Below are 24,460 nucleotides of genomic sequence, written 5' to 3' on the forward strand. Positions count from 1 at the left end.
TGATATTGCTAACAGCTTGTCAGCCTGTCGGTCAAGCACCAGAAAAAAGGTGGCAACATGCGGTAGAAGGAGCCTACGCGGCAAATATCTCTAATGACGCTAAGTTCAGTGTTGTCTCATCCATTCATCACGGCATTAGCTTGTGGGATTTAGACAAAAACGCGCTGAAATATAGCTGGTCGCAACAGCAAAATAGTGCTGATAGTTTAGTATTGGTGGCAGATATTGCTGATAATAACAGTCATGCCCTAACCGCTAATCGCCATGATTTTTCCCTGTGGAATATCAAAAATGGCCAATCAGAAGGGTATTGGTCAATTACCGAATCTACTATTCGTGATGTCGCCGTAGCAAATAATGGTGACTACTTACTTGTTGGACAGAGTAACGGTAAAGTCGTCCACATCACCATTGCCAATGGCCGCCGCTTAGAGTTTTTGGGTCATCAAGAAAAAATTAATGCAATCGATATGCTGCCTAATGGCCGAGTGGCTATTTCTGGCTCTAATGATTTTGTTGCTTATGTCTGGGATACCGTTTCGGGACAAGTTATTTATCGTTTTAATCACCCTAGTCGCGTGACTATGGTGGCGCTTGATCCTAAAGCACGCTATGCCTTTACCGCTGACAGTAAAAAGTCAGCCAATATTTGGGATTTAAAAACCGGTGAGTTAGTGTCCCAATTAAAATATTTTAATCGCCAAGAGATTTTTAGTGCGGTGCAATTTTCACCTGATGGCACCAAGTTATTAACTGGCGCACCTTCTCGTAAGGTTAGCGTCTGGGATATTGCTACAGGCGAACGACTAACCAGTTGGCGTGTTTTACCACGTGATGATATTAGACCGGCTGGGGCAGTTGTTTATAGCGTCGCTTTTAGAGATAATAACCAAGTAATCACCGAAAGTTCCTCAGGATACGCCGAATTATGGCAGGTAAATAAACAGTGAAATCAGTTAACGAATTAAACAAAGCCGTCGAAATGCTTGAAAGCCGCAATGCCTTTCAAGACGATATAATAGAACAACTTAACCACGAAATAACACTACATCAACGCCAGCTTGCAGAGCTGAAACAGCAAGTATCATTGCTTGCCAACAGAATTAAAGACAATACGCCAGAGCAAGACGGTAAAGAAGAAGTAGAGCCACCGCCACCACACTATTAAACGCAATAAGCTAAATATTATAATCTAATTGATACCAAGCACTTCAATACCTGCAGGGTTATTAAAGCAGATATAAAATAACCCTAAGCGCTAATGAGTACGTTTTATTTAATTTACTCTGCTAAATTTCAAGCTACTGAGCGAATAAACTGGGGTTGGTGGCTATAAAAGCATTATAATTAGCGCTTGAATATTGTTAATCACAAAACTTAACGTAAGTTAACGCAACTGACAAAGGTCGCAGCATGAACACCAAAATATACAAGCAAGTGCTTTTTTTCGCTGATCACTTAATGGCAGCAGCTCAAGAGCAAGAGCAATCTACATTCGATGGTTTTTATGCCGAACTAAAACAACTCTGCGAAGAGAATGAAAATACCGATAAAGACCACCCTGTGCAGTGGGAAACACTCGCTGACTTTACTGATGACTTACCTTTAGCTATTACTATTTATGAGCAAGCTTTATTAAAAGCTGAAACGATTAACGACAAAGACTTCCGTTCGTCTATTAGTTATTCTATCGCGACAATGAAAGTGGCATTAGATGATCAAGCAGGCGCTATTGAGTCGTTAGAAAAAGCTAAAATCAGCTGTAATAAAATTTCGGATAAAGAATTAAAAGCGGAAATTCATGACTTACTGGAAGAGTTAAAACTTTCATCATAATGAATGTTAAAACTTAGCTGGGCTATATTGAATACTGGCTGGGATTTTCTCTGGGGTAGCACTGGGTAATTGTGCTATCCAAGATATTTTAGTTGCACAAATTTAAGCCTACTGAGTTTATCCCTTCCTAAGCACTAGCAGAGATGAAAAATTGTAAAAATTAATTCAGTCAAAAAAATTTAGTCTAATGACGCTAAAATAAAAACACTAAATGAGAAATTATCTTCACCAAATAAAGATGATTAGATTGTCAAATCGATAATACCAAATTCAGCACTAACGGCTATCTTTACTTCTGCCTTATTTACTTCTGACTCGCTACAAATCAAACTTAACGCCTAGTCGCTTTGGTAAAATATCAAAACCAGACAAAAGTATGGCTTAACAGTACCGGTCAATTAAGCGCTACAACTGAACACAGCCCCAGGCTAAACAAGATTTGATTTTTGTTTAATATTCAAGTCATTAATCTGGTTTAAAAATACCAATGACCTGCTCTTTTGGTCTGACGTCTTGTGCAACATGCTCTTCAGGTTGCGCCATTTGATGACCACAATTTACACAGGTGACTGTCTCAACACTATTTTCTTTCGTTAGCGCCATGGTATCGATTGCCTTACATTTTGGACAGGTTGCTCCTGCTATAAATCGTCTTTTCACTTATCTACTCAATTTTATGGAATTTTTTCACGGATTTTAGCAAGATATCTGCCTAGGATTTCTATTTTACCTTGAACTACCCCCTAAGGAAAAGCGACAATAGTGCTCTGCATTAAAATGAGTAACGATAAATGATCATAGCCACAGATTTAAGTTTAGCCCGAGGCGCAAAATACCTCATAAAATCATCAAGTTTTACTATACATCCAAATCATAAAGTTGGACTTGTTGGGGCGAATGGCTGTGGAAAATCTTCTTTGTTTGCCAGCTTACTGGGCACACTACCATCAGATGTGGGCAACCTTTCTATGCCCTCAAGCTGGAAAATTGCTACCGTTAAACAGGAAACGCCCGCGTTAGACCGCTCAGCTCTAGACTATGTTATGGATGGAGATGTTGAATATCGTGAGCTAGAAGCTAAATTAGAACAAGCGCGCGAAAACGACAATGGCACACTTGAAGCCACTATTATCAACCAAATTGACGCGGTCAATGGCTACAGTTTACCGGCACGAGCGGGAGAATTATTACACGGTTTAGGTTTTGTACAAGAGCAGCTAGTTAACCCGGTTAAATCATTTTCTGGTGGTTGGAGAATGCGCTTAAACTTAGCTCAAGCCTTGATCAGCCGTGCCGATTTATTATTACTGGATGAGCCCACCAACCATTTAGATTTAGATGCCGTGATTTGGCTGCAACGTTGGTTAAAAAGATTCACCGGTACTTTAGTGCTGATCTCACATGATCGAGATTTTCTTGATGATGTTATTGGCCAAATTCTGCATATTGAGCATCAAACCGCGAAATTATATTCGGGCAATTATAGTGCTTTTGAGCGCCAACGTGCCGAACACCTTGCACAGCAAGATGCGCAATATCAGAAACAACAAAAAGAAGTTGCTCACTTAACCTCTTTTGTTGACCGCTTTCGCGCTAAAGCCAGTAAAGCAAAACAAGCACAAAGTCGTTTAAAACGCCTGCAAAAATTACCTGATTTAGCGCCAGCACATGTAGACAGTCAATTTACTTTCAGCTTTGAGCATCCCGAAACCCTGCCTTATCCGTTACTGGCACTAAAAGAGAGCCAATGTGGCTATAGTGAACAAGCCATTATTTTAGAAGATGTTGCCATGACCCTAGTACCCGGAAGTCGCATTGGCTTACTCGGGCGCAACGGTGCGGGTAAATCAACATTAATAAAATCACTGGCGGGAGATTTAGCCCTACTAAAAGGTGAGCGTTATTGTGCGCAAGATTTAAAAGTTGGCTATTTTTCACAGCACCAACTTGAGCAACTCCACTTATCCAGTAGTGCCATTGAACATATTACACGGGCAAAGACCGATATAACCGAATTACAAGCACGGTCATTTCTAGGCCGCTTTGGCTTTAGTGGCGACCAAGCACTAGATAAAGTCGGCACTATGTCTGGTGGCGAAAAAGCCCGCTTAGTATTAGCGCTTATTGTCCTAGAAAAACCACAACTGCTATTGTTAGATGAGCCAACCAACCACCTTGATCTAGAAATGCGTCAAGCATTGGTGCTAGCTCTGCAAGACTTTGAGGGCGCAATCATTCTTATTGCCCATGACCGATATTTATTAGAGTCGTGTGTCGATGAATTTTACTTAGTGGCTAACGGCCACGTGACTGACTTTGATGGTGACATTGACGACTATCAACAATGGTTAAATGACGATAAAAAGCAAAGCGTTAAAGCAAATAAAATCATTAGCGAGCCACAAGTTGATAAAAAACAACAACGCAAAGAGCAAGCCGAATTACGTAAAAAAGCCTCACCACTGCGCAAACAAGCAGATAAATTTGAAAAGCTAGTACAAAAAAGCCAAGACGAGTTAACGGAAGTTGAAGCTAAGTTAGCAGACAGTGACATTTATCAAGCTGAGCATAAAGCCAAATTGACCGAACTACTGAAACGCCAAGCAAAGCTGACACAAGACTTAGAGGCCAATGAAATACAATGGCTTGACCTTGAAGAGCAAATTGAAGAGATAATGTCGCAAGCATTATAAATTTATTGCTACACTTAACACATTATGAATTACACATTGCAGCAACATACCTTGTCATTGCGTTTAATGGCGACAACACCAGACTATAGGACATTAAAATGAAAAAATTGACCTTACTCGTACTTAGTATTGCCCTATTTGCTCAGAACTTTGCATACAGCGCAGATTTAGATTTAGGCATATACGATCTTAATCGTGGTGAGTTTAACGCCGCAATAGCTCAATTTGAGCCTTTAGTAGCAGAAGGATATGCACCTGCTCAATATCAAATGGGCTTAGTTTATTTAAATGGTTACGGCGTGATGAAAAATCCAACAAAAGCAGTGGAATTATTTCATTTGGCGGCGTCACAAAATTATTCAGATGCTTTGTTTGACCTTTCTTTGTTATATAGTGAGGGTGAAGTCGTTAAAAAAGATCTAAACACCGCTTATACCTTAATGGAAAAAGCGGCAAAAAAAGGCTTACCTCGCGCACAATTTAACTTAGGGGTGATGATTTATAATGGCAGCGGTGTACCACAAGATTATTTGCAAGCATCGCGCTGGTATCAAAAGGCCGCGGATCAAAACTACGCACTAGCGCAATTTAACCTCGCCTTAATGTATTTTGACGGCAAAGGGGTCGCTAAAAGTACAGAGATGTCGTACATCTGGAATATTATTGCCGCTAGAAATGGCTATCGTATAGCAGAAAAAAGTCGCGATATGGACGAGCATAAGTTAACGGTAGAAGAAATTAAAATCAGCCGTGAAAAAGCCGATACTCTTCAGCGCAACATAATACAACAAAGAGAGCTGAAATTAAGGCAAGCGCTAATAGAGCAAAACCGTTAGGCGAAAAAATTCGTCTGTATTAGCCAGTTAACAATAACCTATTGTTGACCGGCTGCAATAAAAAAATAAACCCGCAACAAACGTTAGCGGGTTTATTTTTGCCTTTCAGTCAGTTATTTATCTAACGGTTTATTTAATGACAAAAGTCAGTAACCTCAGCGATAAAAAAGTTAAACTCTAAACTGCTTGTTTCTTACTATTCATAAAAAACCATACCTGAAATCAATACCTAAAATCCATACCTAAAGTCAATGCTAGCCTCCATTACTAGCCATCATATTCACAGCATACAATGGCAATGAATGTGATCTAAATCAATAAGTAGTACTGAGTTATTATTTACAATAGTTATCTAATTTTTTTACTATTTTGATGTTTTTTGGAGTCAGTTATGAACGTTTTAAATATGCTAATCAACGACCCTGTTGTGCTTTATTCTTTTATTGGCTTAGCGGTTTTACTGGGTATATGTGGTTTTTATGTCTATTATTTTTTAAAGCATATTAGTGAAGATGAAAAGTAAATCTAGCAAGAGTACAGTCAAGGTATATAGATTCAACATATAACAAGATCAATGCTATCGGCTCAGCCTTGATTTTTTACTCTGCGCTAAGCTTAATAAGCTTGTACATTGATGGCTAAACATTGGGCATCCACAGTGTTTTAACGTACAATAATTTTTTGCATTACACACTATTACCACGTTATGTTTACCAAAAGTTCTTTCAGCCCTGCTTGGTGGCTTAAAAACCCTCACTGCCAAACCATTGCCGCTAAGTTTTTTAGGCGTGGTCACACCATTAACACCACAAATGAAACGTTAGAGTTACCCGATGGTGACTTTGTAGATTTGGCGTGGACCGAAAAAGTTAGCCCTTCGTGCTCTCGGCCCATTGTCGCCGTATTACATGGCTTAGAAGGTTCAAAAAACAGTCATTATGCTAAAGGCATGTTATCTGCAATTAAAGCGCAAGGTTGGATAGGTGTTTTAATGCATTTTCGCGGTTGCAGTGGCCGACCCAATCGTATGGCAAAGTCTTATCATAGTGGTCAAACTTGTGATGTTGACTACTTTAGTCAATATCTTGCTGATACTTATCCTACCGCAAAAAAAGCGATTATAGGCTTTTCATTGGGGGGTAATGTATTAACCAAATATTTGGCAGAACAAAAACAAAATATCTATCAAGCCGCCGGTGTAATTTGTGCTCCACTTGACCTATCAAGTTGCTGCGACAGAATTAATCAAGGCTTTTCGCGCGTTTATCAAAAGTACCTAGTTGATATGCTTAGAGCCAGCACCATTGAAAAAATAAATGCAGATTTACTCAATAATATAGACAGAAACCATTTAGACAAGGTTCGCTCTATTCGAGAGTTTGATCAAATGATCACCGCCCCAGTTAATGGCTTTCGCGATGCCAATCACTATTATCAACAAGCAAGCGGTCGAGATGTACTTCAACAGATAACCACACCATGCTTAATCATTCACGCGAGCGATGACCCCTTTTTATGCCATGAAAACACCACAGCTATTGGTGTTCTACCAGAGCAATTAACCTTTGAAATTAGTGCTCATGGTGGCCATGTTGGCTTCATTACCGGTAAAAATCCACTTAAGCCACAATTTTGGCTTGAGCAGCGTATACCTGAATTTTTCACGAGATATTTATGATCATTCCATTAGAACAATTATCAACCGAGACTTTAAACGCCATTATTGAGAACTTTGTCCTTCGAGAAGGTACTGAGTATGGTAGTGAAGATGTATCACTCAGTGATAAAATCACCCAAGTGCGTCAGCAATTAACCCAAGGGTCTGCCCTATTGGTCTACTCAGAACTACATGAGACAGTTAATATTTTACCGACAGATCAATTGGTTGAAGACAGTGACGAAAGCGCTTAAGAAAAATGTACCTACAGTTTATTGCAATGAAAAAGGCACTGATTAAGTGCCTTTGATAAAGAGTAATGCTGTGTCAACTTAACGAATGTTGCACTTAGCCAAGTGTAGACTTAACGACCTTTAAACTTAACGACCTTTAATTTAACGAGTAAAGGTAACTGAAAAACTTACCGGCACGACATAATCAATACTCGGTAGAGACGCTAACTCTTTAAGTTTATTAATGCCCGCAACGACACTAAAAGCATCCGCTTTAATAAAAAATGGCTTTATCGTGTTGACCAATATTTTATCTGCGCTTAGCTTAACAACACTAACATCAATAATGACTACTTGTTGTAGACCATGAAAATCAAGTGTTCCGCTAAGACTGAGTTGTTGATTTTGGCCAGTTTTTAAAGTGTTAATTAATTCTTTATCCAACTGAGTCGTAAAATTTGCTGAGCTATATTTGTCAGTTTCAAAAAGGAATTTTTTCATTCGCTCATCGCGGATGGCAATATTGGTATTTACGCTAGCTAGGTCAACACTAATAGTCACCTGTGATTTTGCGTCAATATCGCCTGCAAGTTTTGCAAAACTGTGATTTTCAGCAATAGCCGATTTCTTCACCGAAGTAAAACTAAGTAGTGAACTTGAATTGTCGAGTTTCCATGTAGCTAAAGCAGGTAAACTGATTGTAGCCACAAGTAGGGTAATTAACATTAAAGCTGTTTGGCGCATTCTGTTCTCCATCTATGTCAGGCTTTCGCCTTGACCTTTATGCCTAAAAAGCAAATAAGTATGTTAACTCTTTGCTTAGGCTCTTATTGATTGTTAGCGTGTTGTTCTGTGCGGCTTAATAATATCATGCCAAGGGATCTCTTTATTCCCTAAAGATAAAAAATCAGGCTGCATTAAAGTTTTACGTTGATTATAAGTTAATGGCTTAAATTCACTGTCGATAATACTGCCACCCGCTTGTTCAATGATACAATGGCTAGCGCCAGTGTCCCACTCACCTGTTGGCCCAACCCGTAAATAACAATCAGCACCACCTTCGGCAATTAAGCAATTTTTTAGCGAGCAGCTGCCTAAAGCAACATGGTCGAAGTCGTATTTATCATTTAAATACTGCCCCATTAAGTTAATATCTTGGCGACGACTAATCGCGACTTTAATTCGGCGCTGGCCATCATATTTTGCTACTTGTATTTGATGACTACCGCTATCATTTTCTTTAAATGCGCCTAAATTATTTTGGCCATAGTAGGTTAATTGATGATCAGGTGCATGGATAACACCAATAGTTGGCCAGCCATTTTCCACTAAAGCAACATTGACAGCGAAATCGCCACTGCCAGCAATAAACTCACCGGTTCCATCAATAGGGTCTAATAGCCAATAGCGTGACCATTTGCTGCGCTGAGCAAGTGCTAATGCCCCCACTTCTTCAGAAATAATGGGAATATCAGGTGTTAGCCTTCTTAGTTCGTCCATTAGAATGTCATTTGCCGCCATATCAGCACTGGTCACTGGGCTATTATCTTCCTTCATTTCAGCCGTATAGTTGCCATGCTTATAGTAACTCGCGACTTCTTGTCCCGCTTTTTTGGCACTTTCAAGTGCTACTGACAATAATTTTTCTGGGCTCATAAAATACCTCCTAAGTGATCTTTTACTAATAATAGCGCGGCAATACTGCGTGCTTCATTGAAATCTGGCTCTTGCATCAACTGCCGATAATCGGCTAACGGCCAAGGTATTAATTCTAACGCTTCGGGCTCATCACCGAGCAGCTTTTCAGTATAAAGATTTTCCGCGAGAAAAATGGTCATGCTGGCATCAAAAAATGCGGGCGCCATGGCAACGGTATGTATTGAGGTTAATGTTTGAGCACCGTAGCCCACTTCTTCTTTTAATTCTCGATTAGCTGCCTCTGCCGCACTTTCGCCAGCATCAATCAGCCCCTTGGGAAAGCCGAGTTCATAAGTGTGAGTGCCGCCACAGTACTCACGTACTAGTAACATGGTATGTTGATCTAGCATAGGTACAATCATCACCGCCCCTCTGCCTTTGCCAGACATACGTTCATATTCACGTTTTTCGCCATTGGTAAAAGTTAGGTCGACTTGTTCAATCGAAAATAAACGACTTTTAGCAACTTGCTTGCGTGCGGTAATTTGCGGTAGTACTTTTTTTGTTGTCATAACGGCCTTTATTGCAACAACTTAACTGAGAATGCAACGTTGAAAAAACTAAAGTTTAACCTTAACACGATAACGTTGAATACATAACCAAACCTCTTTGGTATGCTCCTATAATAAACGTGTTTCTAGGGAAAAATCTATGCTTGATTGGTCAAAAATTTCAACTGTTTTACTTGATATGGATGGAACCATACTCGATTTACATTTTGACAATCACTTTTGGTTGCACCACTTACCTAAACGCTATAGTGATTTACACGGGGTAAGTTTAGCTGATGCGCAAACGTCATTAGCAAATCACTACGAAAAAGTGGCGGGGACTATAGATTGGTATTGCCTTGATTATTGGGCCCAGCAAACACAACTGTCGATCACCGACCTAAAACGCGAAGTGCAACATTTGATTCAACTGCGCAGTGACGCACATGATTTTCTCGTCGCGCTTAAGTCATCAGGGCGTGAAGTGGTATTGGTGACTAATGCCCACCCTGATAGTTTATCGCTAAAAATAGAGCGCACTAAGTTAGATAAATACTTTGATACCCTATATTCAACTCACGAATTTGGTGTGACAAAAGAATCACAACTACTCTGGCAACGCCTACATCAAAAGCATGGTTTTGCCTTAGAGAAGACACTTTTTGTTGATGACAGTATCGTTATGCTCGATTCTGCTAAAAAATATGGCATTGAGCATTTATTAGCGGTGGCAAACCCCGATAGTAAAAAAGCCAGTGTTGTGATTAATGACTACCCGTCAATTACTGATTATAGTGTTTTGCTGGCAGGAATAAACAACAGCAAATGGGACAATTAATCATCCCTGGATAGGATAGCCATTGCATTTCGTCAGTCATTATAACTGAGCTGAGGTATGCAAGAGCAAGGCCCTTGATGGCGCAATAACTGGTACTGGCGTGTGTGATTGAAAGTAACGCCGCTATAAATATTTAGGCCACCTTCGAATAATAGATTATTTATTTCAATCGCTATGACACTAACCTGGCGCATTGATTGCTCACATAAGAGCAATAAAGTATTTGATATAACTCACCTAGACCTACCTAGGTATAAGGTGAGTAATGGCTTATATAGTCGTTATGTAGCCGTTATTTAGCCATTATATTTTTAAGCGATATCGACCTTGATTATCTGGCTTACCCAAAAAGCTTAATGCTGATCTTAATTGCTCAGGAAATTTAGCCCCTGGGCTTAAATATCCACTGCCTGAGAAACGCCCGCCTTGCTTTAATTGGGCACGATAACTTAATCCTAAATCATTTTCAGGGTCTATATCAGCGACAAGTTCGCCTTTATCACAGGTTAATTTTGCCTTAAGTGTACCAAACTCAACTTTTTCATCAAAAGCGGTAATACCCGCATTACGCCATTGCAAATTACCCTGTAATTCAAGACATATCGGCGTGCCAATAATAAAACGGTCAATAGTTAGCGCTAATTGTTCATGGGCAATAACATTAACCGGTAAGTTAAGCCTTGCGGTCACTGTGTTGGCAGCAAGGTCTATCTGCGCATCTTCAAGAACCATGTCAGATAATAAGCCACTTATCGTCAACTGTCCTTCAGGGCCATTGACTAAAGCACCACCAAAGCTAATATCAAGTTTTGGGTCAAGCATTAACAAAGACATAAACGATAGCGAACTCTGCACTTGGTTAATCACAACGTCATCAACCATCACCTGCTTAACACGGGCTTGCCAAATAGTACCTTCTACGGCGGCGATAGTGATATTTTTCGGTAAATTAATTTGCGCCATCAACCAACTTGCCGGCATTAATGCTAAAACAAAAACGCTGTATGCGGTAAAAAAAATGGCGATATAAGCAAACTTATTTTTCATTAACTCTTTCCTAACTGTAATCGACGAACACGAACCATACCTTGCTGATCAGCTGAACTAAGATCTATATTTTTAACTTGTAGACCATCGCTAATAGCCAATTGCTCTAACCAAGTTAATAACTGGTTAAATGAGATTTCATCAATCCAGACCTGTAAGTCATCGCCTTGGGGCTGCATGCGAGTAATGGTTATATTATTAGCGCTAGAAGTGCGGTTGACTATGCTCGACAAACTTGCGCCCGAATTGGCTCGTGCACTACGTTTTGCTTGTTGATAGCGTTGGGTGTTTTCGGTCACCCAAGTTAACAAGGCTTGTTGACGTTCAAGCTTTAATGTTGTTTTTTCGATATTTTCCGTCAGCGGCTGCCAAATAAGACCATATAAAATAAATATCGATATAAGCACTGACATCACGCTGACCAAACGTTGTTCACGTATATTTAACTGTTGCCACCAAGCTTTCATGAGCGCCCCTTAGCTGCGGTATCTGTAATACTAAACGAGCCTGAAATTTGCTCGCCTTGATTATTTTGTGCACCTAAATTCACGGTTAATCCTACCTTTTCAAGCGCCACTTTTAACTTTTCAAAATATTGATAATCTTTGGCAATGGTTTGCATACGGACTTCATGGCGTTTACCGTCAAATTTTAGTGTTTGTGGTTTAATCTCAGGCACACTGGCTAATGCGGGCTCAAGCTTAACTAATAATGATAAAAATCCTATAGATTCGTCACTATTACCCACCTCAGCTAATTTTTGTCGTAACTGTGAGCGAACGGTTGACACTTTGACGCGCTTAGTCTGAGGAAATGCTGCTTTATAATTAGCGATAATTTGCGCTTCAATAACCGATTGCTGATCTGACAAGCGATATAATTCTACCCCCTTAAGGGTAAAGTTAAGCACTAAGGCTACACCGGCAATACCGGCGACCCAAAGCCAACTGGTCTTGGTTGCTGAACGTTTTTCTTTTACTTGAAACTCACCTTGTAGTAGGTTGAATTTAGCGGAATGATTATTCGCTAAAATAGCTAAAGGCAGCTCTTCGGGTAAGTATTCGACCTTTATTTCCGCCGGCACTTGCGGTAGAGATGAATAGGCTAAAATGGTGTTTTCATTGTCTGCTAGTACACTATTTTCTACTCGTGCACTATCTTCTGCCCGAGCACTAAAGTGTTGCGCAATAATAGGCCATGCATTGGCTTCAAATGACATAACTTGCCATGCACCAAGCCTGATTAAGACTTGCTCACCCAGCATCACTGCCGTGCTGCTTTGGCTGTCCAAGGGTAATGCCAGCGCATCGGGGATGATTGACTTAGTGAATATTCCTGCATTGGCCAGCCACTGTAGCCAAAGCTCTAACTGCTTACGCTCAAGTGCCGCAACAAAGCAGTTATTACCCTGCTCATCTTGTTTTGTATCACTAAAGGCGAAGCATAGTTGCTCAACATCTTGTGCCAGCGTTTCTTCCATCATATATGGCGCCGCTAAACGAATAGCACGTTGAGATGAGCCAGGCACTTTTAAGCGTTTAATGGCAATGTCACTTGCGGGTACAAAAACGACCACATCCCGTGCTGTCGATTTTTCAGTTAATTGACTCAATGCGTTGGCATTAGGTAACTCACCACTTGCAATAATATCTTCTTGTCCGTTGGTTTTGATCAGCCAGTGAATTTTATTTTCAATTTGGCTGCCTAAACGGATAAATAAGGTTTCACCCATTACTCTCGTCCTATGATGCGACTGATCACACTTATATTGTTTTTATTATCTACTTTCATAATGGTATTCAAAGCAAAGTAACTGTTATTAAAACTTGCTGTTGTTTTGAGCTTAAAATACTCGCTGGTAACGGCAAATTGTTGTTTTTTCTCAGGGGGTATTTTAGCTTTACTCAACTCACTTAAATTAAAAAATTCATCAACACTTTTAAAGCCTTCTTCACCGCGAGCAGTCAAAGCTTGTGTCGCTTCATTTTGACTTATCCCTAACATGGCGACAAGTATTTCAGGCTTATCTAATGCGATGGTATTTACGTTAATCTTATTGAGGTTAGTATTAGGTAAAACACAGGCATAGTCTTTGAGTTTATTAATGACATTGACCGTAAAATGCTCAACGACTCTTAACTCGCCGATACTCGCAAGATAATTATTTGCCGCTAAATAAGGGAATGCTTTTGCGGCATAATCATTATCTTCAGCACCACCTGAACTTGAAATGCTGCTATTAGCGTCTAACCAGTCGGTTAAAGCATCTGCCATATATTGCGCTTCAAAACTGCCAACACCTTCAATATTCATTAAAATAAGTAATTCTTCAAACGCGGCTCTTGCTGGCGATTTTGTCGCTACATTACCATTATTACGAATATTGTTACTGTCATCATCGTCGGCTCGTAAGGCATTCAAGTTGAAACAGCTATTTAAATCGGTTATCTCGCCGGTAATTTCGCCTAAATCGACAGGAAAAGTGTTCTCCCCTTGCGCCCATATTTGACCTAAATGTGTTACCTCGGCATTATCTGCAAAGGATTGTATTAACACTCTTTTTGCAAAGGCTTCTGCGCCCATGGCGTACCAATAGGCTTGCTGGTTTGAGGCAATATTGGTGGTGCGTTGCATTTGTAATTGTAAACGCGCGGTCATTTGCGTTGCCAAAATCGCGATTAATGCCACAATAAGCATAACTGTGATTAACGCAACACCTTTGGCGCTATGTTTACCGGCAAAAACTTTCATCACTGCTAGTCCCCATTATCTTGCAGGTTATCACCGGCAACAATAAATTGGCGACGAATAATGCCATAGTCTGTGGTGTCTATTTCAATCGCAATGGCCATAGGTAAAGTATTCTCTTGCAAGGTTTCTTGCCATTTTTTCCCATCATAAAATTCGAAATTTAGTTTTTCTACCTGCGATATTAATGGCCTGACTTTTGGCACTTCGCCTAACACCGCATCAACAAAGTTAAAGTGTACTCGCTCAACAGTATTTTCGTTTAGTTGATAAGCTACTGACTGCATATCGCTACGAGGTAACAGTAATCCTGGGTTAGTCCAACCATGACGAACAAAGGCGATGGCTTGTTCACTGCTAGTGAAGCTGTCGTTGTCAGTATGTAAAAAATCACTCAGGGGTGCTTCACCGTTTAAACGTACACTGCGTCGCGCTATTTGTAACATATCACGCTCGATAATTAAAAAACCCCGCTGCAGTTCGTTAATACGGTCAGTGCGTGCTTTGGTTGCTGCGTCGCTGTTAATCACGGTTTCAAAAATACTAAAACTTGCCATACTGATCACTGAAAAAATCGCAATCGCAATCAGCACTTCTAATAAGGTAAAGCCTTGGCTGCGCTTTGGCATAAGGCAAACGGGGTTTTTCAAAAAACCATGTTTAATGATAGCAATTTTCATGGGTTAGGCTTAGAGATATAAGTGGTTAAACTGGTTAATGCTGAAGTTTCTTTCTCATCAAGTCGCACTTGCATAACAATCGAACGCATGTCTTTGTCCGTTGTTTTAAGTACTTTTTGTTGCCAAAACCATGTTTGCCCTGCTAGCTCTACTTTACCTTTTTTATTGTTTTTTGGTGGCCATGCACTTTTGACTGTGACTTCAACTAACTGGTTAGATGCCACCCAACTCGCCATGATTTTACTTTCTAAATAACCTAAGTTTCGCACATTGGTATCTGCCGTACCTAAAATAGCAATACCGGCAATTGAAAACACTGCCATCGCCAACATCACCTCAATTAAGGTAAAACCTTTTGCCAGTTTATGAAAACTAAAGTTAACGAGAGTTAGCATTAACTAGTGGCCCTTCTATCGTTAATGGTGTGGTGTAGATGCCAGACACTTTAAAGCTGATGTTTTCATCGCCATCAATAGCAAACTCTGCCAATGAAAAGGTTAAGCTAAAAGGGGTGATATCACCGCCAGAGAGCATATACACTTGAGGGATGGTTTTTTTCTTTTCTTCTTCAGTAAAGTTATCGTCTTGGTCTTCATTAATTAATAACGACGAATCAAACAGCAAAGGTTCTTCAATAGGCAGATCATCGAGCTGCAAGGTAATTTCTATCCCTTCAGGTAAAGTAAAGACCTCAAACATAGGATTACTGGCAATCGGCGACCAACTAACACCGTCATAGCCAAGAAATTGATAAGTATTTTTTTCAACAAACAAGCCTAACTCTATATTATTTAACAGGCCGTATTCTGCTGCGACATCAAAAACGCCGGCAAAACGGATACTGTTTTGTTCTAATACTTGTTCCGCTTTATTACCAGAAAAAGTAAATTGTACTGCAGAAACCATCACGCCAATTAACACGATCACTAGCATCACTTCAATTAAGGTAAAACCTTGCTGGCGATGTTTATCTTTAGGCAGATGGCCGTTTTTAAGCTTCATAGTGAGTCAATAATTTAGGCGACTGATTATTGATAATCGCCTAGATTCCAGTTGCCAATGTCATCGTCTGTACCAGGTTCACCATCAGGTCCCATAGAAAATACATCCATAACGCCATGTTCCCCCGGGTTTAGTAGTTGATATTCATTGCCCCAAGGGTCGTTAGGTAAACGCTTAACATAACCGCCTTGTGGAAAACGACGTGCCGCTGGCTCTATATCCGTTTCAGTGACTAGGGCTTCTAAGCTTTGCTCCGTAGTTGGGTACTGATAGTTATCCATTTTGTACATAGTTAAAGACGTTTCCAACGCATTAATATCTGACACCGCCTTTTGGACATTGGCACGCTCTTGGCTGCCAAGCAAATTAGGCACCACCATACTGGCTAAAATGCCTAAAATGACGATAACGACCATAACTTCTAACAGGGTAAAACCTCGAATATTTCTTACTGCTTTCATTTCTAATTTCCTATTAACGTATTTAACTGAAGAATTGGCTGTAAAATAGCCATCACGATAAATAATACAATACCGGCCATTACCACCATTAAAGCGGGCTCAAATGCTTTTAATGATATATTAATAATAGCCTCAAACTCACGGTCTTGGTTATCTGCAGCTCGACCTAACATATGCTCAAGCTGACCACTTTTTTCGCCACTGGCGATCATATGTAGCATCATGGGAGGAAACAGTTTAGTTTGCTCTAATGACACCCGTAAACTTGTTCCTTCTCTGACTTTATCCGCTGACTCTTTAACACTTTGCTTAATATATAAATTGTCGAGTACTTCACCCGATATTTTCATACTCTCTAATAAAGGAACGGCACTCGCGGTTAAGATACTCAAGGTACGAGCAAATCTTGCGGTATTGACACTTTTTGCTACTTTACCTATGCCAGGTATGGCAAGAAAACGCTTATGATAGGCAAACCTAAAACTGGCTTTTTTCAGCAGTTGCGACCAAAGTAACATCAGTGCGACGACAATCAGCACAATAACTAAACCATAGTCACGTAAAAAGTCACTACTGGCAATGAGAAACTGGGTGGTGGCGGGTAAATTAGCGCCCATGTGCTCAAATTGGCCAACAATTTTTGGTACGACAGCGGTCAGTAATATAGCAATAACGCCAGTGGCCACTACGGTCATAATAACCGGGTATACCAAGGCTTGAATAAGCTGCGAGCGCAGTTGTTGTCGCTTTTCGGTGTAATCCGCTAAACGGTCTAATACTTTCTCGAGGTGGCCTGATTTTTCACCCGCAGCAACCATAGCGCGAAATAAGTGATTAAATATTTGCGGAAACTCCGCCATACTTTCAGCTAAGCCATAGCCTTCGGTGACTTTTGTACGCACCGCCATGATCATGCTTTTTATAGCGATTTTTTCACACTGCTCACCAACAGCCATCAAGGACTCTTCTATCGGCAAACCTGACTCAACTAAGGTTGATAGTTGCCGTGTGATTAATGCCAACTCCGACGCTGATATTTTTTTACCGCCGGCAAAAATAGACTTTTTACTTTCTTGCTTACTTTTTTGCAGACAGGGCGTAACCTCAATCGGCATTAAGCCCTGTTCGCGCAATAAATTACGCACATGTCTAGGGGTATCGCCTTCGATAACCCCTTTTTTATTTTTGCCTCGGCTGTCTACTGCCTGATAATCAAATGCTGCCATAATTTACAATTTATCTATACTTAGTTCAGTACTTAGTTCAGTACTTAGTTAGGTACTTAGTGAGTCGACTGTTAGTCTTCGCGCGTAACACGCAATACTTCTTCAATCGTAGTTTCGCCAAGCATGACTTTATCAAAACCGTCACGGCGTATACTGGGTGTCGATTTACGAATAAATTTTTCAATCGCTTGCTCACCTTTACCGTTATGAATTAATGCACGAACTTTCTCATCAACGACAATCAGTTCATGAATACCGGTTCGGCCCCGATAACCTTTAAAGTTACAATCTTCACAACCAACAGATCGGTATATTGGCGCGGTATCGTCGTCACTTAGTTGCAATAACTTGCGCTCTTCCGCTGATGGAGTGCTACATTCGCGGCAATGCGGACATAAGGTTCTGACTAATCGCTGCGCTAAAACCCCTAGCAAACTTGATGAAAGCAAGAAAGGTTCAACACCCATGTCTTCCATGCGCGTTATCGCACCTGCCGCTGTATTGGTATGTAAGGTAGATAAGACTAAATGCCCGGTCAAACTCGCTTGCACGCCAATTTGGGCGGTTTCTAAATCTCGAATTTCACCCACCATAACCACATCGGGATCTTGGCGAAGTATCGCGCGTAAGCCTCGGGCAAAAGTCATATCCACCTTGGTATTGACTTGTGTTTGCCCGATACCTTCAATAGCGTATTCGATGGGATCTTCAACCGTGAGAATATTACGTTCTTTACTATCAATTTGGCTTAAACCGGCATACAAAGTGGTACTTTTACCAGATCCTGTTGGCCCGGTAACCAGTATAATGCCGTGGGGTTTTTCAATTAATTCAGAAAAACGTGCTCGGTTACCATCGCTCATGCCTAAGTCTTTTAAGTCTAAACGTGTTGAGTTTTTATCTAGTAAGCGCAAAACTACACGTTCGCCATGGCCTGTTGGCATGGTGGAAACGCGTACATCTACGGCTCGACCCGCTATTCTTAACGAAATACGACCATCTTGAGGAATGCGTTTTTCCGCAATATCGAGCTTGGCCATCACCTTAATACGTGAAACAAGTAATGAGGCTAATTTACGATTAGGTTTTAACACTTCACGTAATACACCATCAACACGGAAGCGAATTTGCAACGCTTGTTCAAAGGTTTCAATATGAATATCAGAAGCGTTTTCTTTAATGGCTTCACTGAGCATGGCATTGATCAGTTTAATAATCGGCGCATCGTCTTCGTTTTCTAATAAGTCTTCGGTTTCGGTCATCTCGTCGGCAAGGGAATATAAGTCGACCTCGTTGCCAATGTCTTCCATCATTTGTTGCGCTTCTGATGAGTCGCGCTGATAAGCAATGGTTAACAATTGTTCAAACTCTTGGGCACTTTTTACGTCAAGGGTAAAAGGGGCTTTGAGTACACGGCGTACTTCCAACAAAATATGAGCACTGAGCAAGTCAGTGCAAACTAAACGTAACACACCATGATCATTTGCCACCAACACACTGTGGCGCTTAGCAAAACCAAAGGGTAGGCGAAAGCGAACATTTTCATCTTTCAAAATGTCACTAACGGCAATCGTTGACGACGCATCAGGTGCTAAGGTGTTTTCACTGGCAGCACTTTGCTCATTTGCGTTAACAAGCACTTGTGTTTGTGGGGCAATGTCACTCATGGCTATTCGTTTTCAGCAGATGACTTTTCTTCATCACGCTTTTTCATGTATTCGTCAAACGACGGCGGTAATGCCAATTGATCATTCCATTTTGGCAAAATAGGCAACTTCTCACCCGACATTAATTCAAGACCCGCTGCTTTCTTTTGAATTTCTAGCGCGCGAATATAGTTGTACTTTTCTCTACTCAGGTCATTCATCAATTTGCCATCACGGACAATAGTGGGCCGTAAAAACACCATCAAATTACGCTTACGCGTGGTATTACTGGTAGATTTAAACAAGTGGCCAATAAATGGAATGTCGCCTAGTAAAGGTACTTTTTGCACACTTTCTTGCACATCTTCATCAATCAAGCCACCTAAAATTACGGTTGCGCCATCATCAGCCATCACGGTGGTTTTAATTTCACGTTTATTGATTGAGATATCAACACCCGTAGCACCACTGACCGAAGACACTTCTTGTTCAATGGTTAACTGCACACCGCTACCTTCATTAATTTGTGGTGTGACTTTTAACTTAATACCTATTTCTTGGCGCTCTACTGTTTGAAAGGGATTACTATTGTTGCTGCCCGTTTGCGCGCCCGTAATAATAGGTACTTCTTGGCCAACAATAAAATAGGCTTCTTCATTATCTAGTGTGGTAATACTTGGCGTAGACAATAAGTTTGAATTAGTATCAGAACTTACCGCTTGGACTATCGCGCCCCAGTCATCTTTCACAATACCAAACATAGTGCCACTAACAGAGCCTAATACTTGGGCCAGTAAACTATAATCACCTTTAGTATCGGCTTGATCAGGGTTAACAGTAACCGCACCACTTTCTGATGTGACTGTTGAACCTTTTGTTCCCGGAGTTGAACGAGCAGCTTCTGCTGCTGCGGCAAGAGAACCAATAGGTGCTACACCGTTGTTGAATTGAGACACGGCACCCGATTCATGATACCACTGCACGCCTAAGTTGACGCCGTCACCTTCAAATACTTCGACAATAATAGCTTCAATCAGTACTTGTGCTCGACGAATATCTAACTGGCGAATAACCGCTTCTAATGAGCGCAACATATCTGGTTGGGCGGTAATCACTAAAGTATTTGTATCTTCATGCGCGTCAATACTGACATTACGTGTGTTGCTTTTTCGCGATGATGAACTGGTTGTAGAGGAGTCTGCTTCAATAGATTCACTCACCCCTTGAAGTACTTTCACCATGTCTTCAGATTTTGCGTACTTTAAATGATAAACCCGTGTGTTACCGTTCGATTCTAATTCACTGTCCAAGCGCGACACTAATCTTGCCACACGCTCACGTGCTTTGACTTCGCCGCTAACAATAACGCTATTGGTGCGTTCATCAGCCACAATTTTAGGGATTAAAAAAGTCGGTGTACTAGAGCTTTTACCTTGGCCAGATTTGTTCATTGCCTCAATAATACGGACCATTTCGCCAGCCGATGCATATTTAAGGCTAATGATTTGTACGTCTTGATCGCCGGCTTTATCAACCCGTTCAATAATTTGCACCAAGCGATTAACGACAGCCGCGGTGCCAGTTAACATAATAACGTTGGCAGGATCATAGTTAACCACGTTGCCGCCGCCTGCTTGATCTGATAATTGGCGCAGCAATGGCGTAAGCTCGCGAACGGTGACGTTTTTAACTTCAATCACACGGGTAACCATTTCGTCACCTGCACCGGGGTTTTCATTACCGACTACTGGGATAGATGAGGTTTTTGCATCTTTATCTCGAATGATTTTGACAATATTATTGTCCATTGATACGGCAGAAAAACCATATACTTCTAAAACATTTAGGAAAAATTGATAATATTGCTCTTCAGTTAATAAGTCATAACTACGGACATTAACTTTGCCACGTACGTTTGGATCGACAATCATGGTTTTTCTTAAGTTTTTACCGACAATATTAATAAATTCCCCAATTTCTGTACCTTTGAAATTAGGCGAATATTCTGCAGCACTGATATTGGCAGAAAGCAAAACACTATTGAGTAAAACTGCAGTAACAACCCCGGTAAGGCTTCGCTTATACCAAGGTGCGCTTAATAATTTGCGCATTTATTATTCCTTTTATTCTAATTGTCTATACTGAAGAGTATTTCTGTTATGTCACCATTACGGTCAAGTAACAGCGAAACTTCGCGTTGTTCTTTTAAAGATTGTAGCGCTTGAGCTGCCTCTTGTGGCGCGGTTAAATCAAAACCATTCATTTGTACCGCAACATCACCGGACTTAAGACCCGCACTTTGGAAAAAAGTTGGATCTTTTGCTGGCATTAATTGATAGCCGGTAATTTTACCATTTTCTCGTTTAGGGGAAATTTTTAAATAATCAGTAATTTTACCTGGGTCGCTAGCCAATTCTGTTCGCAGCGACTTGGTCACTTGCGCTAGCGCTTGATTATCTCGTTGATCAACAATATTGGTGGGTGAAAAATTATCAGGTGAAGACTTTTGAGTGGTATTTCTTGTTGGTTGCGTCACGGCTTGCTGGTTGTAACGTGGTTTAATAACCTTAATGTTTTTATCAAAGATTAAACCTTCAAACATTAAGGTTTCTAAGCCACCCGATACTTTTAACAGGACACGATCGTGAAAAATATCTTCTAACACCGCCCGAGTACCTTTAATATTTTCACCGATACTATAGGTTTCTTGCTTGCCGGCACTTTCTATTACGGCCGCGGCAGTCGCTTTGTTAGTACTAGCAACCACACCGGTTAGAATGAGTTGCAGCCGTGTTTCTGGCGCGTCTTCAACCACCTCTTCAACACGATTTACGTTTTGCTGAGAAAAAACACCAAAAAGATTAAGTGCTTGAATGGCTTTCACCTGAACTTGTTCTTTTGGCGCTACTGAAACAGACGATAAATTATTAAGTGTTAAGTTCGCATTATGATCGCTCTCCGCTAACCCTAGCCAGGTTATTTGCGCAAAGAGAAAGGCAATATAACTAAGCAACACCAAGATAATGACTTGGGTAATTTTTTGTTGCGGCAGCTTAGCAAGCTGCTCAAACGCGTTTGATAGGTTATTCGATAATGTCATTTTTTATAATTTTTTATTATCTGGAAATTTAAAGTCACTTTGATGATACTTGACCAAACGTCTGGCAACAAGACGTCATATTATTTTTTACCTATAATTATGCCATTTTTCATGATGTTTGTGATCTAGTTGCGCACAGCAAAAGTAAATCAGGGTAGGTGTTCATTGCTTCAAACTAAACATAACCGGCACTGTCCTAGTGTATTTTAAGCAATAAAAGTGGACAATAATTTAATGACCTTATTTAATGACCTTAGTATAAGCTTAAAAATGTAACCAAATGCATTCTAACTAGCGTAAACATTACCGTTATGTTAACTTTCGCCAATTTATAATGCCTGCACGGGATATAAACAAAACAATGACCAAACCTAACGTTATTGAGACAAACAATACCCAGTCAACTCGCTTAGACAAGTGGTTGTGGGCGGCGCGCTTTTATAAAACCCGAGCAATTGCAAAACAGATGATCGATGGCGGTAAAGTATTCTATAATGGCCAACGCAGTAAATCAGGCAAAGCTGTTGTTTTAGGTGATCGCGTTACCTTTCGCCAAGGTTTTGAAGAAAAACATGTTTTGGTCATTGCCTTGGCAGATAAACGCCGAGATGCAAGTTTTGCTCAAACACTTTATCAAGAAACGCCTGAAAGCGTTAAAACCCGTGAGAAAAACAACTTAGCTCGCCAGCAGGGTATTTTGCTCAGCCCAGCCAGTGACACTAAACCTGATAAGAAACAACGTCGACAAATTCGGCAATTAAAAGAAAGGATGTAAACAGTGACCATACAAAAAGATATCTTAAATCGCTATTTATTTGACAACCTACATGCTCGAGGCGAATTGGTTAACTTAAGCCAAACCTTCCAAGACATTGTTGCTGCACACGACTACCCGTTGGGCGTAAAGCAATTGTTAGGTGAATTGGTGGCAGCCACTTGCTTATTAACGGCAACATTAAAATTTGAAGGTGAAATCGCTGTACAACTTCAAGGCGATGGCCCAATAGGATATTTAGCCGTAAATGGCAATAATCGCCAAGAAATGCGTGGTATTGCACGTATGGTGAGCGAAACCGAGGCAACAGCGCTGAAAGACCTTATCGGTAAAGGCAATATGATCATCACTATTCGGCCGAACAATGGCGAACCTTATCAAGGTGTTGTAGCGCTTGAGCAAGATACCTTGGCCGAATGCTTAGAACACTACTTTGATGTTTCAGAACAAATCCCCACTAAAATCTGGCTTTTTAGTGATGAGCAAAGCTCGCAAGTAGCAGGCACCTTAATTCAATTACTACCTGATGGTGATGATAAAGAGCAACAACAAGCCGATTTTGAGCACTTGTGCCAACTCACCAATACGATTAAATCTGAAGAGATATTCTCATTAGCTAGCGAAGACTTACTTTACCGGTTATATCATCAAGAAGAGGTTAGACTCTTTGAGCCACAAGCCGTTAGCTATCAATGTAGTTGCTCAGAAGAAAAGTGTTTAAATACCATTTCTCAAATTGAACCGAGCGAACTTGAAAGTATTATTGTTGAGCAAGGTAGTGTCTCGATGACTTGTGATTATTGTCTGACCACTTATGAATTTAAGCGTCCTCAATTAGCACAATTTATTGACGGCACAACTCACTAAAAAACTACAAACATATAGTGCAGACTCGCTGTGTATTGCTAGTGAGTCTGCTGCTTAGATATTGGGGAATAGTCAACCTCTAGCTCCACAACAGAGAAGTTAGCATTACGCGTTAAATCTTGATAGACAAGATACAAATCACCTTTTTTAGTAGGCCAAACACGAAAAGTTTTTTTGGCTATTTTTTTCACTGTTTTAAAATAACTTTTGTTAAAAACACCTTCATCTGATAGCACTACCACCAGGCTACCTTTAATAGTTCCATACTCATGCATTAACGTATTATATACTTGTGCGCCTTGTTCTAATTTACCATCCACTAATGTAAACTTATTACCATTTAGGCTAATTGATTGATTGAGTTTCTGTGCCGCCTTATTTAGCAGCGCGTGATCACCCATTTCACTTTTCAAGTTGAGCCTTTTATTGTCGTTATTATTTTCCACACTATTTAACGCTTTTACTTCATGCTGCTCGACCGAATGTTCATGATCATTCGCATTATTACAGCCAACTATAAATGTCGAAATAACCACAGCGCTCATTAATTTACTTTTCATAACCTCACCTTTTATTTTATCAATATTTAAAAACCAATACCTATAAAAAAAGCTGATTGAATCATC

At 40.4% G+C, this 24,460-nt stretch carries 28 protein-coding genes; 11 read left to right on the top strand and 17 right to left on the bottom strand.

Annotated elements, in window-relative coordinates; translation table 11 throughout:
- Positions 1–5: 5 nt before the first annotated feature.
- The 3 genes from H4J65_RS04675 (at position 6) to H4J65_RS04685 (ending at position 1,836) form a co-directional block, all read left to right on the top strand.
- On the top strand, positions 6–950 hold the full coding sequence (locus H4J65_RS04675; protein ID WP_259367526.1) for a hypothetical protein: 945 nt from the start codon (positions 6–8) through the stop codon (positions 948–950).
- Positions 947–1,168: a SlyX family protein gene (locus H4J65_RS04680; protein ID WP_310649820.1), complete on the top strand. Its 222-nt coding sequence runs from the start codon at positions 947–949 to the stop codon at positions 1,166–1,168. Before H4J65_RS04675 ends, H4J65_RS04680 begins: the two co-directional genes overlap by 4 nt.
- Positions 1,169–1,413: 245 nt before the next feature.
- Positions 1,414–1,836, top strand: a complete 423-nt coding sequence (locus H4J65_RS04685; RefSeq protein ID WP_182183450.1) for a tetratricopeptide repeat protein — start codon at positions 1,414–1,416, stop codon at positions 1,834–1,836.
- Between the two features lie 465 nt (positions 1,837–2,301).
- On the opposite strand, the gene H4J65_RS04690 is transcribed toward H4J65_RS04685, so the two are convergent.
- On the bottom strand, positions 2,302–2,496 hold the full coding sequence (locus H4J65_RS04690) for a YheV family putative zinc ribbon protein (protein WP_182137418.1): 195 nt from the start codon (positions 2,494–2,496) through the stop codon (positions 2,302–2,304).
- A gap of 131 nt (positions 2,497–2,627) precedes the next feature.
- Between H4J65_RS04690 and H4J65_RS04695 the strand changes: the two genes are divergently transcribed.
- The 5 genes from H4J65_RS04695 to H4J65_RS04715 all read left to right on the top strand — a co-directional run bounded on the left by H4J65_RS04695 (position 2,628) and on the right by H4J65_RS04715 (position 7,276).
- The gene (locus tag H4J65_RS04695) at positions 2,628–4,529 is read left to right on the top strand and encodes an ATP-binding cassette domain-containing protein (protein ID WP_182196134.1); all 1,902 of its coding nucleotides are present in this window, start codon (positions 2,628–2,630) and stop codon (positions 4,527–4,529) included.
- Between the two features lie 98 nt (positions 4,530–4,627).
- Entirely contained in the window at positions 4,628–5,365 is a 738-nt protein-coding gene (locus H4J65_RS04700) for a tetratricopeptide repeat protein (RefSeq protein WP_182137420.1), read from the top strand.
- A 391-nt stretch (positions 5,366–5,756) separates the two neighbouring features.
- Complete coding sequence (locus H4J65_RS04705) at positions 5,757–5,888, top strand: DUF3149 domain-containing protein (protein ID WP_182137421.1); 132 nt, start codon at positions 5,757–5,759, stop codon at positions 5,886–5,888.
- A 183-nt stretch (positions 5,889–6,071) separates the two neighbouring features.
- Positions 6,072–7,043, top strand: a complete 972-nt coding sequence (locus H4J65_RS04710) for a hydrolase (protein WP_182137422.1) — start codon at positions 6,072–6,074, stop codon at positions 7,041–7,043.
- On the top strand, positions 7,040–7,276 hold the full coding sequence (locus H4J65_RS04715) for a YheU family protein (RefSeq protein WP_182137423.1): 237 nt from the start codon (positions 7,040–7,042) through the stop codon (positions 7,274–7,276). The genes H4J65_RS04710 and H4J65_RS04715 overlap by 4 nt, the downstream gene beginning before the upstream one ends.
- 141 nt (positions 7,277–7,417) lie before the next feature.
- On the opposite strand, the gene H4J65_RS04720 is transcribed toward H4J65_RS04715, so the two are convergent.
- The 3 genes from H4J65_RS04720 to nudE form a co-directional block, all read right to left on the bottom strand.
- Positions 7,418–7,999 carry a YceI family protein gene (locus H4J65_RS04720; protein WP_182196137.1) on the bottom strand — a complete coding sequence of 194 codons (582 nt, stop codon included), beginning with the start codon at positions 7,997–7,999 and terminating at the stop codon, positions 7,418–7,420.
- Between the two features lie 93 nt (positions 8,000–8,092).
- A complete protein-coding gene (gene cysQ / locus H4J65_RS04725) occupies positions 8,093–8,911 on the bottom strand; it encodes a 3'(2'),5'-bisphosphate nucleotidase CysQ (RefSeq protein WP_182137425.1) in 819 nt (272 codons plus the stop codon).
- Positions 8,908–9,465, bottom strand: coding sequence for an ADP compounds hydrolase NudE (gene nudE, locus H4J65_RS04730; protein ID WP_182137426.1), 558 nt, complete (start codon positions 9,463–9,465; stop codon positions 8,908–8,910). Before nudE ends, cysQ begins: the two co-directional genes overlap by 4 nt.
- Positions 9,466–9,604: 139 nt before the next feature.
- On the opposite strand from nudE, the gene yrfG reads away from it, so the two are divergent.
- Positions 9,605–10,282, top strand: a complete 678-nt coding sequence (gene yrfG, locus H4J65_RS04735) for a GMP/IMP nucleotidase (protein ID WP_182196142.1) — start codon at positions 9,605–9,607, stop codon at positions 10,280–10,282.
- Positions 10,283–10,585: 303 nt separating this feature from the next.
- Here yrfG and H4J65_RS04740 read toward each other — a convergent pair whose 3' ends face one another.
- The 12 genes from H4J65_RS04740 to gspC all read right to left on the bottom strand — a co-directional run bounded on the left by H4J65_RS04740 (position 10,586) and on the right by gspC (position 22,192).
- Positions 10,586–11,329, bottom strand: coding sequence for a type II secretion system protein N (locus tag H4J65_RS04740; protein WP_182196145.1), 744 nt, complete (start codon positions 11,327–11,329; stop codon positions 10,586–10,588).
- Entirely contained in the window at positions 11,329–11,796 is a 468-nt protein-coding gene (gene gspM, locus H4J65_RS04745) for a type II secretion system protein GspM (RefSeq protein ID WP_182196148.1), read from the bottom strand. Before gspM ends, H4J65_RS04740 begins: the two co-directional genes overlap by 1 nt.
- A complete protein-coding gene (gspL, locus tag H4J65_RS04750; RefSeq protein ID WP_182196151.1) occupies positions 11,793–13,061 on the bottom strand; it encodes a type II secretion system protein GspL in 1,269 nt (422 codons plus the stop codon). The genes gspM and gspL overlap by 4 nt, the downstream gene beginning before the upstream one ends.
- A complete protein-coding gene (gene gspK, locus H4J65_RS04755; RefSeq protein WP_182196277.1) occupies positions 13,061–14,080 on the bottom strand; it encodes a type II secretion system minor pseudopilin GspK in 1,020 nt (339 codons plus the stop codon). The genes gspL and gspK overlap by 1 nt, the downstream gene beginning before the upstream one ends.
- A gap of 5 nt (positions 14,081–14,085) precedes the next feature.
- Positions 14,086–14,757, bottom strand: a complete 672-nt coding sequence (gene gspJ, locus H4J65_RS04760) for a type II secretion system minor pseudopilin GspJ (protein WP_259367527.1) — start codon at positions 14,755–14,757, stop codon at positions 14,086–14,088.
- On the bottom strand, positions 14,754–15,152 hold the full coding sequence (gene gspI / locus H4J65_RS04765) for a type II secretion system minor pseudopilin GspI (RefSeq protein ID WP_182196155.1): 399 nt from the start codon (positions 15,150–15,152) through the stop codon (positions 14,754–14,756). Before gspI ends, gspJ begins: the two co-directional genes overlap by 4 nt.
- Complete coding sequence (gspH, locus tag H4J65_RS04770) at positions 15,136–15,759, bottom strand: type II secretion system minor pseudopilin GspH (RefSeq protein WP_182196158.1); 624 nt, start codon at positions 15,757–15,759, stop codon at positions 15,136–15,138. The genes gspI and gspH overlap by 17 nt, the downstream gene beginning before the upstream one ends.
- A 26-nt stretch (positions 15,760–15,785) precedes the next feature.
- Positions 15,786–16,220: a type II secretion system major pseudopilin GspG gene (gene gspG / locus H4J65_RS04775; RefSeq protein WP_182183480.1), complete on the bottom strand. Its 435-nt coding sequence runs from the start codon at positions 16,218–16,220 to the stop codon at positions 15,786–15,788.
- Positions 16,221–16,222: 2 nt separating this feature from the next.
- A complete protein-coding gene (gspF, locus tag H4J65_RS04780) occupies positions 16,223–17,446 on the bottom strand; it encodes a type II secretion system inner membrane protein GspF (protein WP_182137434.1) in 1,224 nt (407 codons plus the stop codon).
- Positions 17,447–17,517: 71 nt separating this feature from the next.
- The gene (gene gspE, locus H4J65_RS04785; protein ID WP_259367528.1) at positions 17,518–19,113 is read right to left on the bottom strand and encodes a type II secretion system ATPase GspE; all 1,596 of its coding nucleotides are present in this window, start codon (positions 19,111–19,113) and stop codon (positions 17,518–17,520) included.
- Between the two features lie 2 nt (positions 19,114–19,115).
- Positions 19,116–21,203, bottom strand: a complete 2,088-nt coding sequence (gene gspD, locus H4J65_RS04790; RefSeq protein WP_182196163.1) for a type II secretion system secretin GspD — start codon at positions 21,201–21,203, stop codon at positions 19,116–19,118.
- 17 nt (positions 21,204–21,220) lie between these two features.
- Complete coding sequence (gspC, locus tag H4J65_RS04795; protein WP_182196167.1) at positions 21,221–22,192, bottom strand: type II secretion system protein GspC; 972 nt, start codon at positions 22,190–22,192, stop codon at positions 21,221–21,223.
- A gap of 361 nt (positions 22,193–22,553) precedes the next feature.
- On the opposite strand from gspC, the gene hslR reads away from it, so the two are divergent.
- A complete protein-coding gene (gene hslR, locus H4J65_RS04800; RefSeq protein WP_182183487.1) occupies positions 22,554–22,967 on the top strand; it encodes a ribosome-associated heat shock protein Hsp15 in 414 nt (137 codons plus the stop codon).
- Positions 22,968–22,976: 9 nt separating this feature from the next.
- Positions 22,977–23,834, top strand: a complete 858-nt coding sequence (gene hslO, locus H4J65_RS04805; protein ID WP_182183526.1) for an Hsp33 family molecular chaperone HslO — start codon at positions 22,977–22,979, stop codon at positions 23,832–23,834.
- Between the two features lie 38 nt (positions 23,835–23,872).
- Here hslO and H4J65_RS04810 read toward each other — a convergent pair whose 3' ends face one another.
- A complete protein-coding gene (locus tag H4J65_RS04810) occupies positions 23,873–24,394 on the bottom strand; it encodes a hypothetical protein (RefSeq protein WP_182183489.1) in 522 nt (173 codons plus the stop codon).
- Positions 24,395–24,460 lie beyond the last annotated feature (66 nt).

Origin of the sequence: Colwellia sp. MB02u-9 (genome assembly GCF_014077085.1) — a bacterium.
GTDB lineage: Bacteria > Pseudomonadota > Gammaproteobacteria > Enterobacterales > Alteromonadaceae > Cognaticolwellia.

Bases quoted from the DNA above. Each gene is read 5' to 3' on its own strand.
- H4J65_RS04685 (WP_182183450.1), top strand. From the start codon at position 1,414: ATGAACACCAAAATATACAAGCAAGTGCTTTTTTTCGCTGATCACTTA.
- H4J65_RS04695 (WP_182196134.1), top strand. From the start codon at position 2,628: ATGATCATAGCCACAGATTTAAGTTTAGCCCGAGGCGCAAAATACCTC.
- H4J65_RS04700 (WP_182137420.1), top strand. From the start codon at position 4,628: ATGAAAAAATTGACCTTACTCGTACTTAGTATTGCCCTATTTGCTCAG.
- H4J65_RS04705 (WP_182137421.1), top strand. From the start codon at position 5,757: ATGAACGTTTTAAATATGCTAATCAACGACCCTGTTGTGCTTTATTCT.
- H4J65_RS04710 (WP_182137422.1), top strand. From the start codon at position 6,072: ATGTTTACCAAAAGTTCTTTCAGCCCTGCTTGGTGGCTTAAAAACCCT.
- H4J65_RS04715 (WP_182137423.1), top strand. From the start codon at position 7,040: ATGATCATTCCATTAGAACAATTATCAACCGAGACTTTAAACGCCATT.
- H4J65_RS04720 (WP_182196137.1), bottom strand. From the start codon at position 7,999: ATGCGCCAAACAGCTTTAATGTTAATTACCCTACTTGTGGCTACAATC.
- cysQ (WP_182137425.1), bottom strand. From the start codon at position 8,911: ATGAGCCCAGAAAAATTATTGTCAGTAGCACTTGAAAGTGCCAAAAAA.
- nudE (WP_182137426.1), bottom strand. From the start codon at position 9,465: ATGACAACAAAAAAAGTACTACCGCAAATTACCGCACGCAAGCAAGTT.
- yrfG (WP_182196142.1), top strand. From the start codon at position 9,605: ATGCTTGATTGGTCAAAAATTTCAACTGTTTTACTTGATATGGATGGA.
- H4J65_RS04740 (WP_182196145.1), bottom strand. From the start codon at position 11,329: ATGAAAAATAAGTTTGCTTATATCGCCATTTTTTTTACCGCATACAGC.
- gspM (WP_182196148.1), bottom strand. From the start codon at position 11,796: ATGAAAGCTTGGTGGCAACAGTTAAATATACGTGAACAACGTTTGGTC.
- gspL (WP_182196151.1), bottom strand. From the start codon at position 13,061: ATGGGTGAAACCTTATTTATCCGTTTAGGCAGCCAAATTGAAAATAAA.
- gspK (WP_182196277.1), bottom strand. From the start codon at position 14,080: ATGAAAGTTTTTGCCGGTAAACATAGCGCCAAAGGTGTTGCGTTAATC.
- gspJ (WP_259367527.1), bottom strand. From the start codon at position 14,757: ATGAAAATTGCTATCATTAAACATGGTTTTTTGAAAAACCCCGTTTGC.
- gspI (WP_182196155.1), bottom strand. From the start codon at position 15,152: ATGCTAACTCTCGTTAACTTTAGTTTTCATAAACTGGCAAAAGGTTTT.
- gspH (WP_182196158.1), bottom strand. From the start codon at position 15,759: ATGAAGCTTAAAAACGGCCATCTGCCTAAAGATAAACATCGCCAGCAA.
- gspG (WP_182183480.1), bottom strand. From the start codon at position 16,220: ATGAAAGCAGTAAGAAATATTCGAGGTTTTACCCTGTTAGAAGTTATG.
- gspF (WP_182137434.1), bottom strand. From the start codon at position 17,446: ATGGCAGCATTTGATTATCAGGCAGTAGACAGCCGAGGCAAAAATAAA.
- gspE (WP_259367528.1), bottom strand. From the start codon at position 19,113: ATGAGTGACATTGCCCCACAAACACAAGTGCTTGTTAACGCAAATGAG.
- gspD (WP_182196163.1), bottom strand. From the start codon at position 21,203: ATGCGCAAATTATTAAGCGCACCTTGGTATAAGCGAAGCCTTACCGGG.
- gspC (WP_182196167.1), bottom strand. From the start codon at position 22,192: ATGACATTATCGAATAACCTATCAAACGCGTTTGAGCAGCTTGCTAAG.
- hslR (WP_182183487.1), top strand. From the start codon at position 22,554: ATGACCAAACCTAACGTTATTGAGACAAACAATACCCAGTCAACTCGC.
- H4J65_RS04810 (WP_182183489.1), bottom strand. From the start codon at position 24,394: ATGAAAAGTAAATTAATGAGCGCTGTGGTTATTTCGACATTTATAGTT.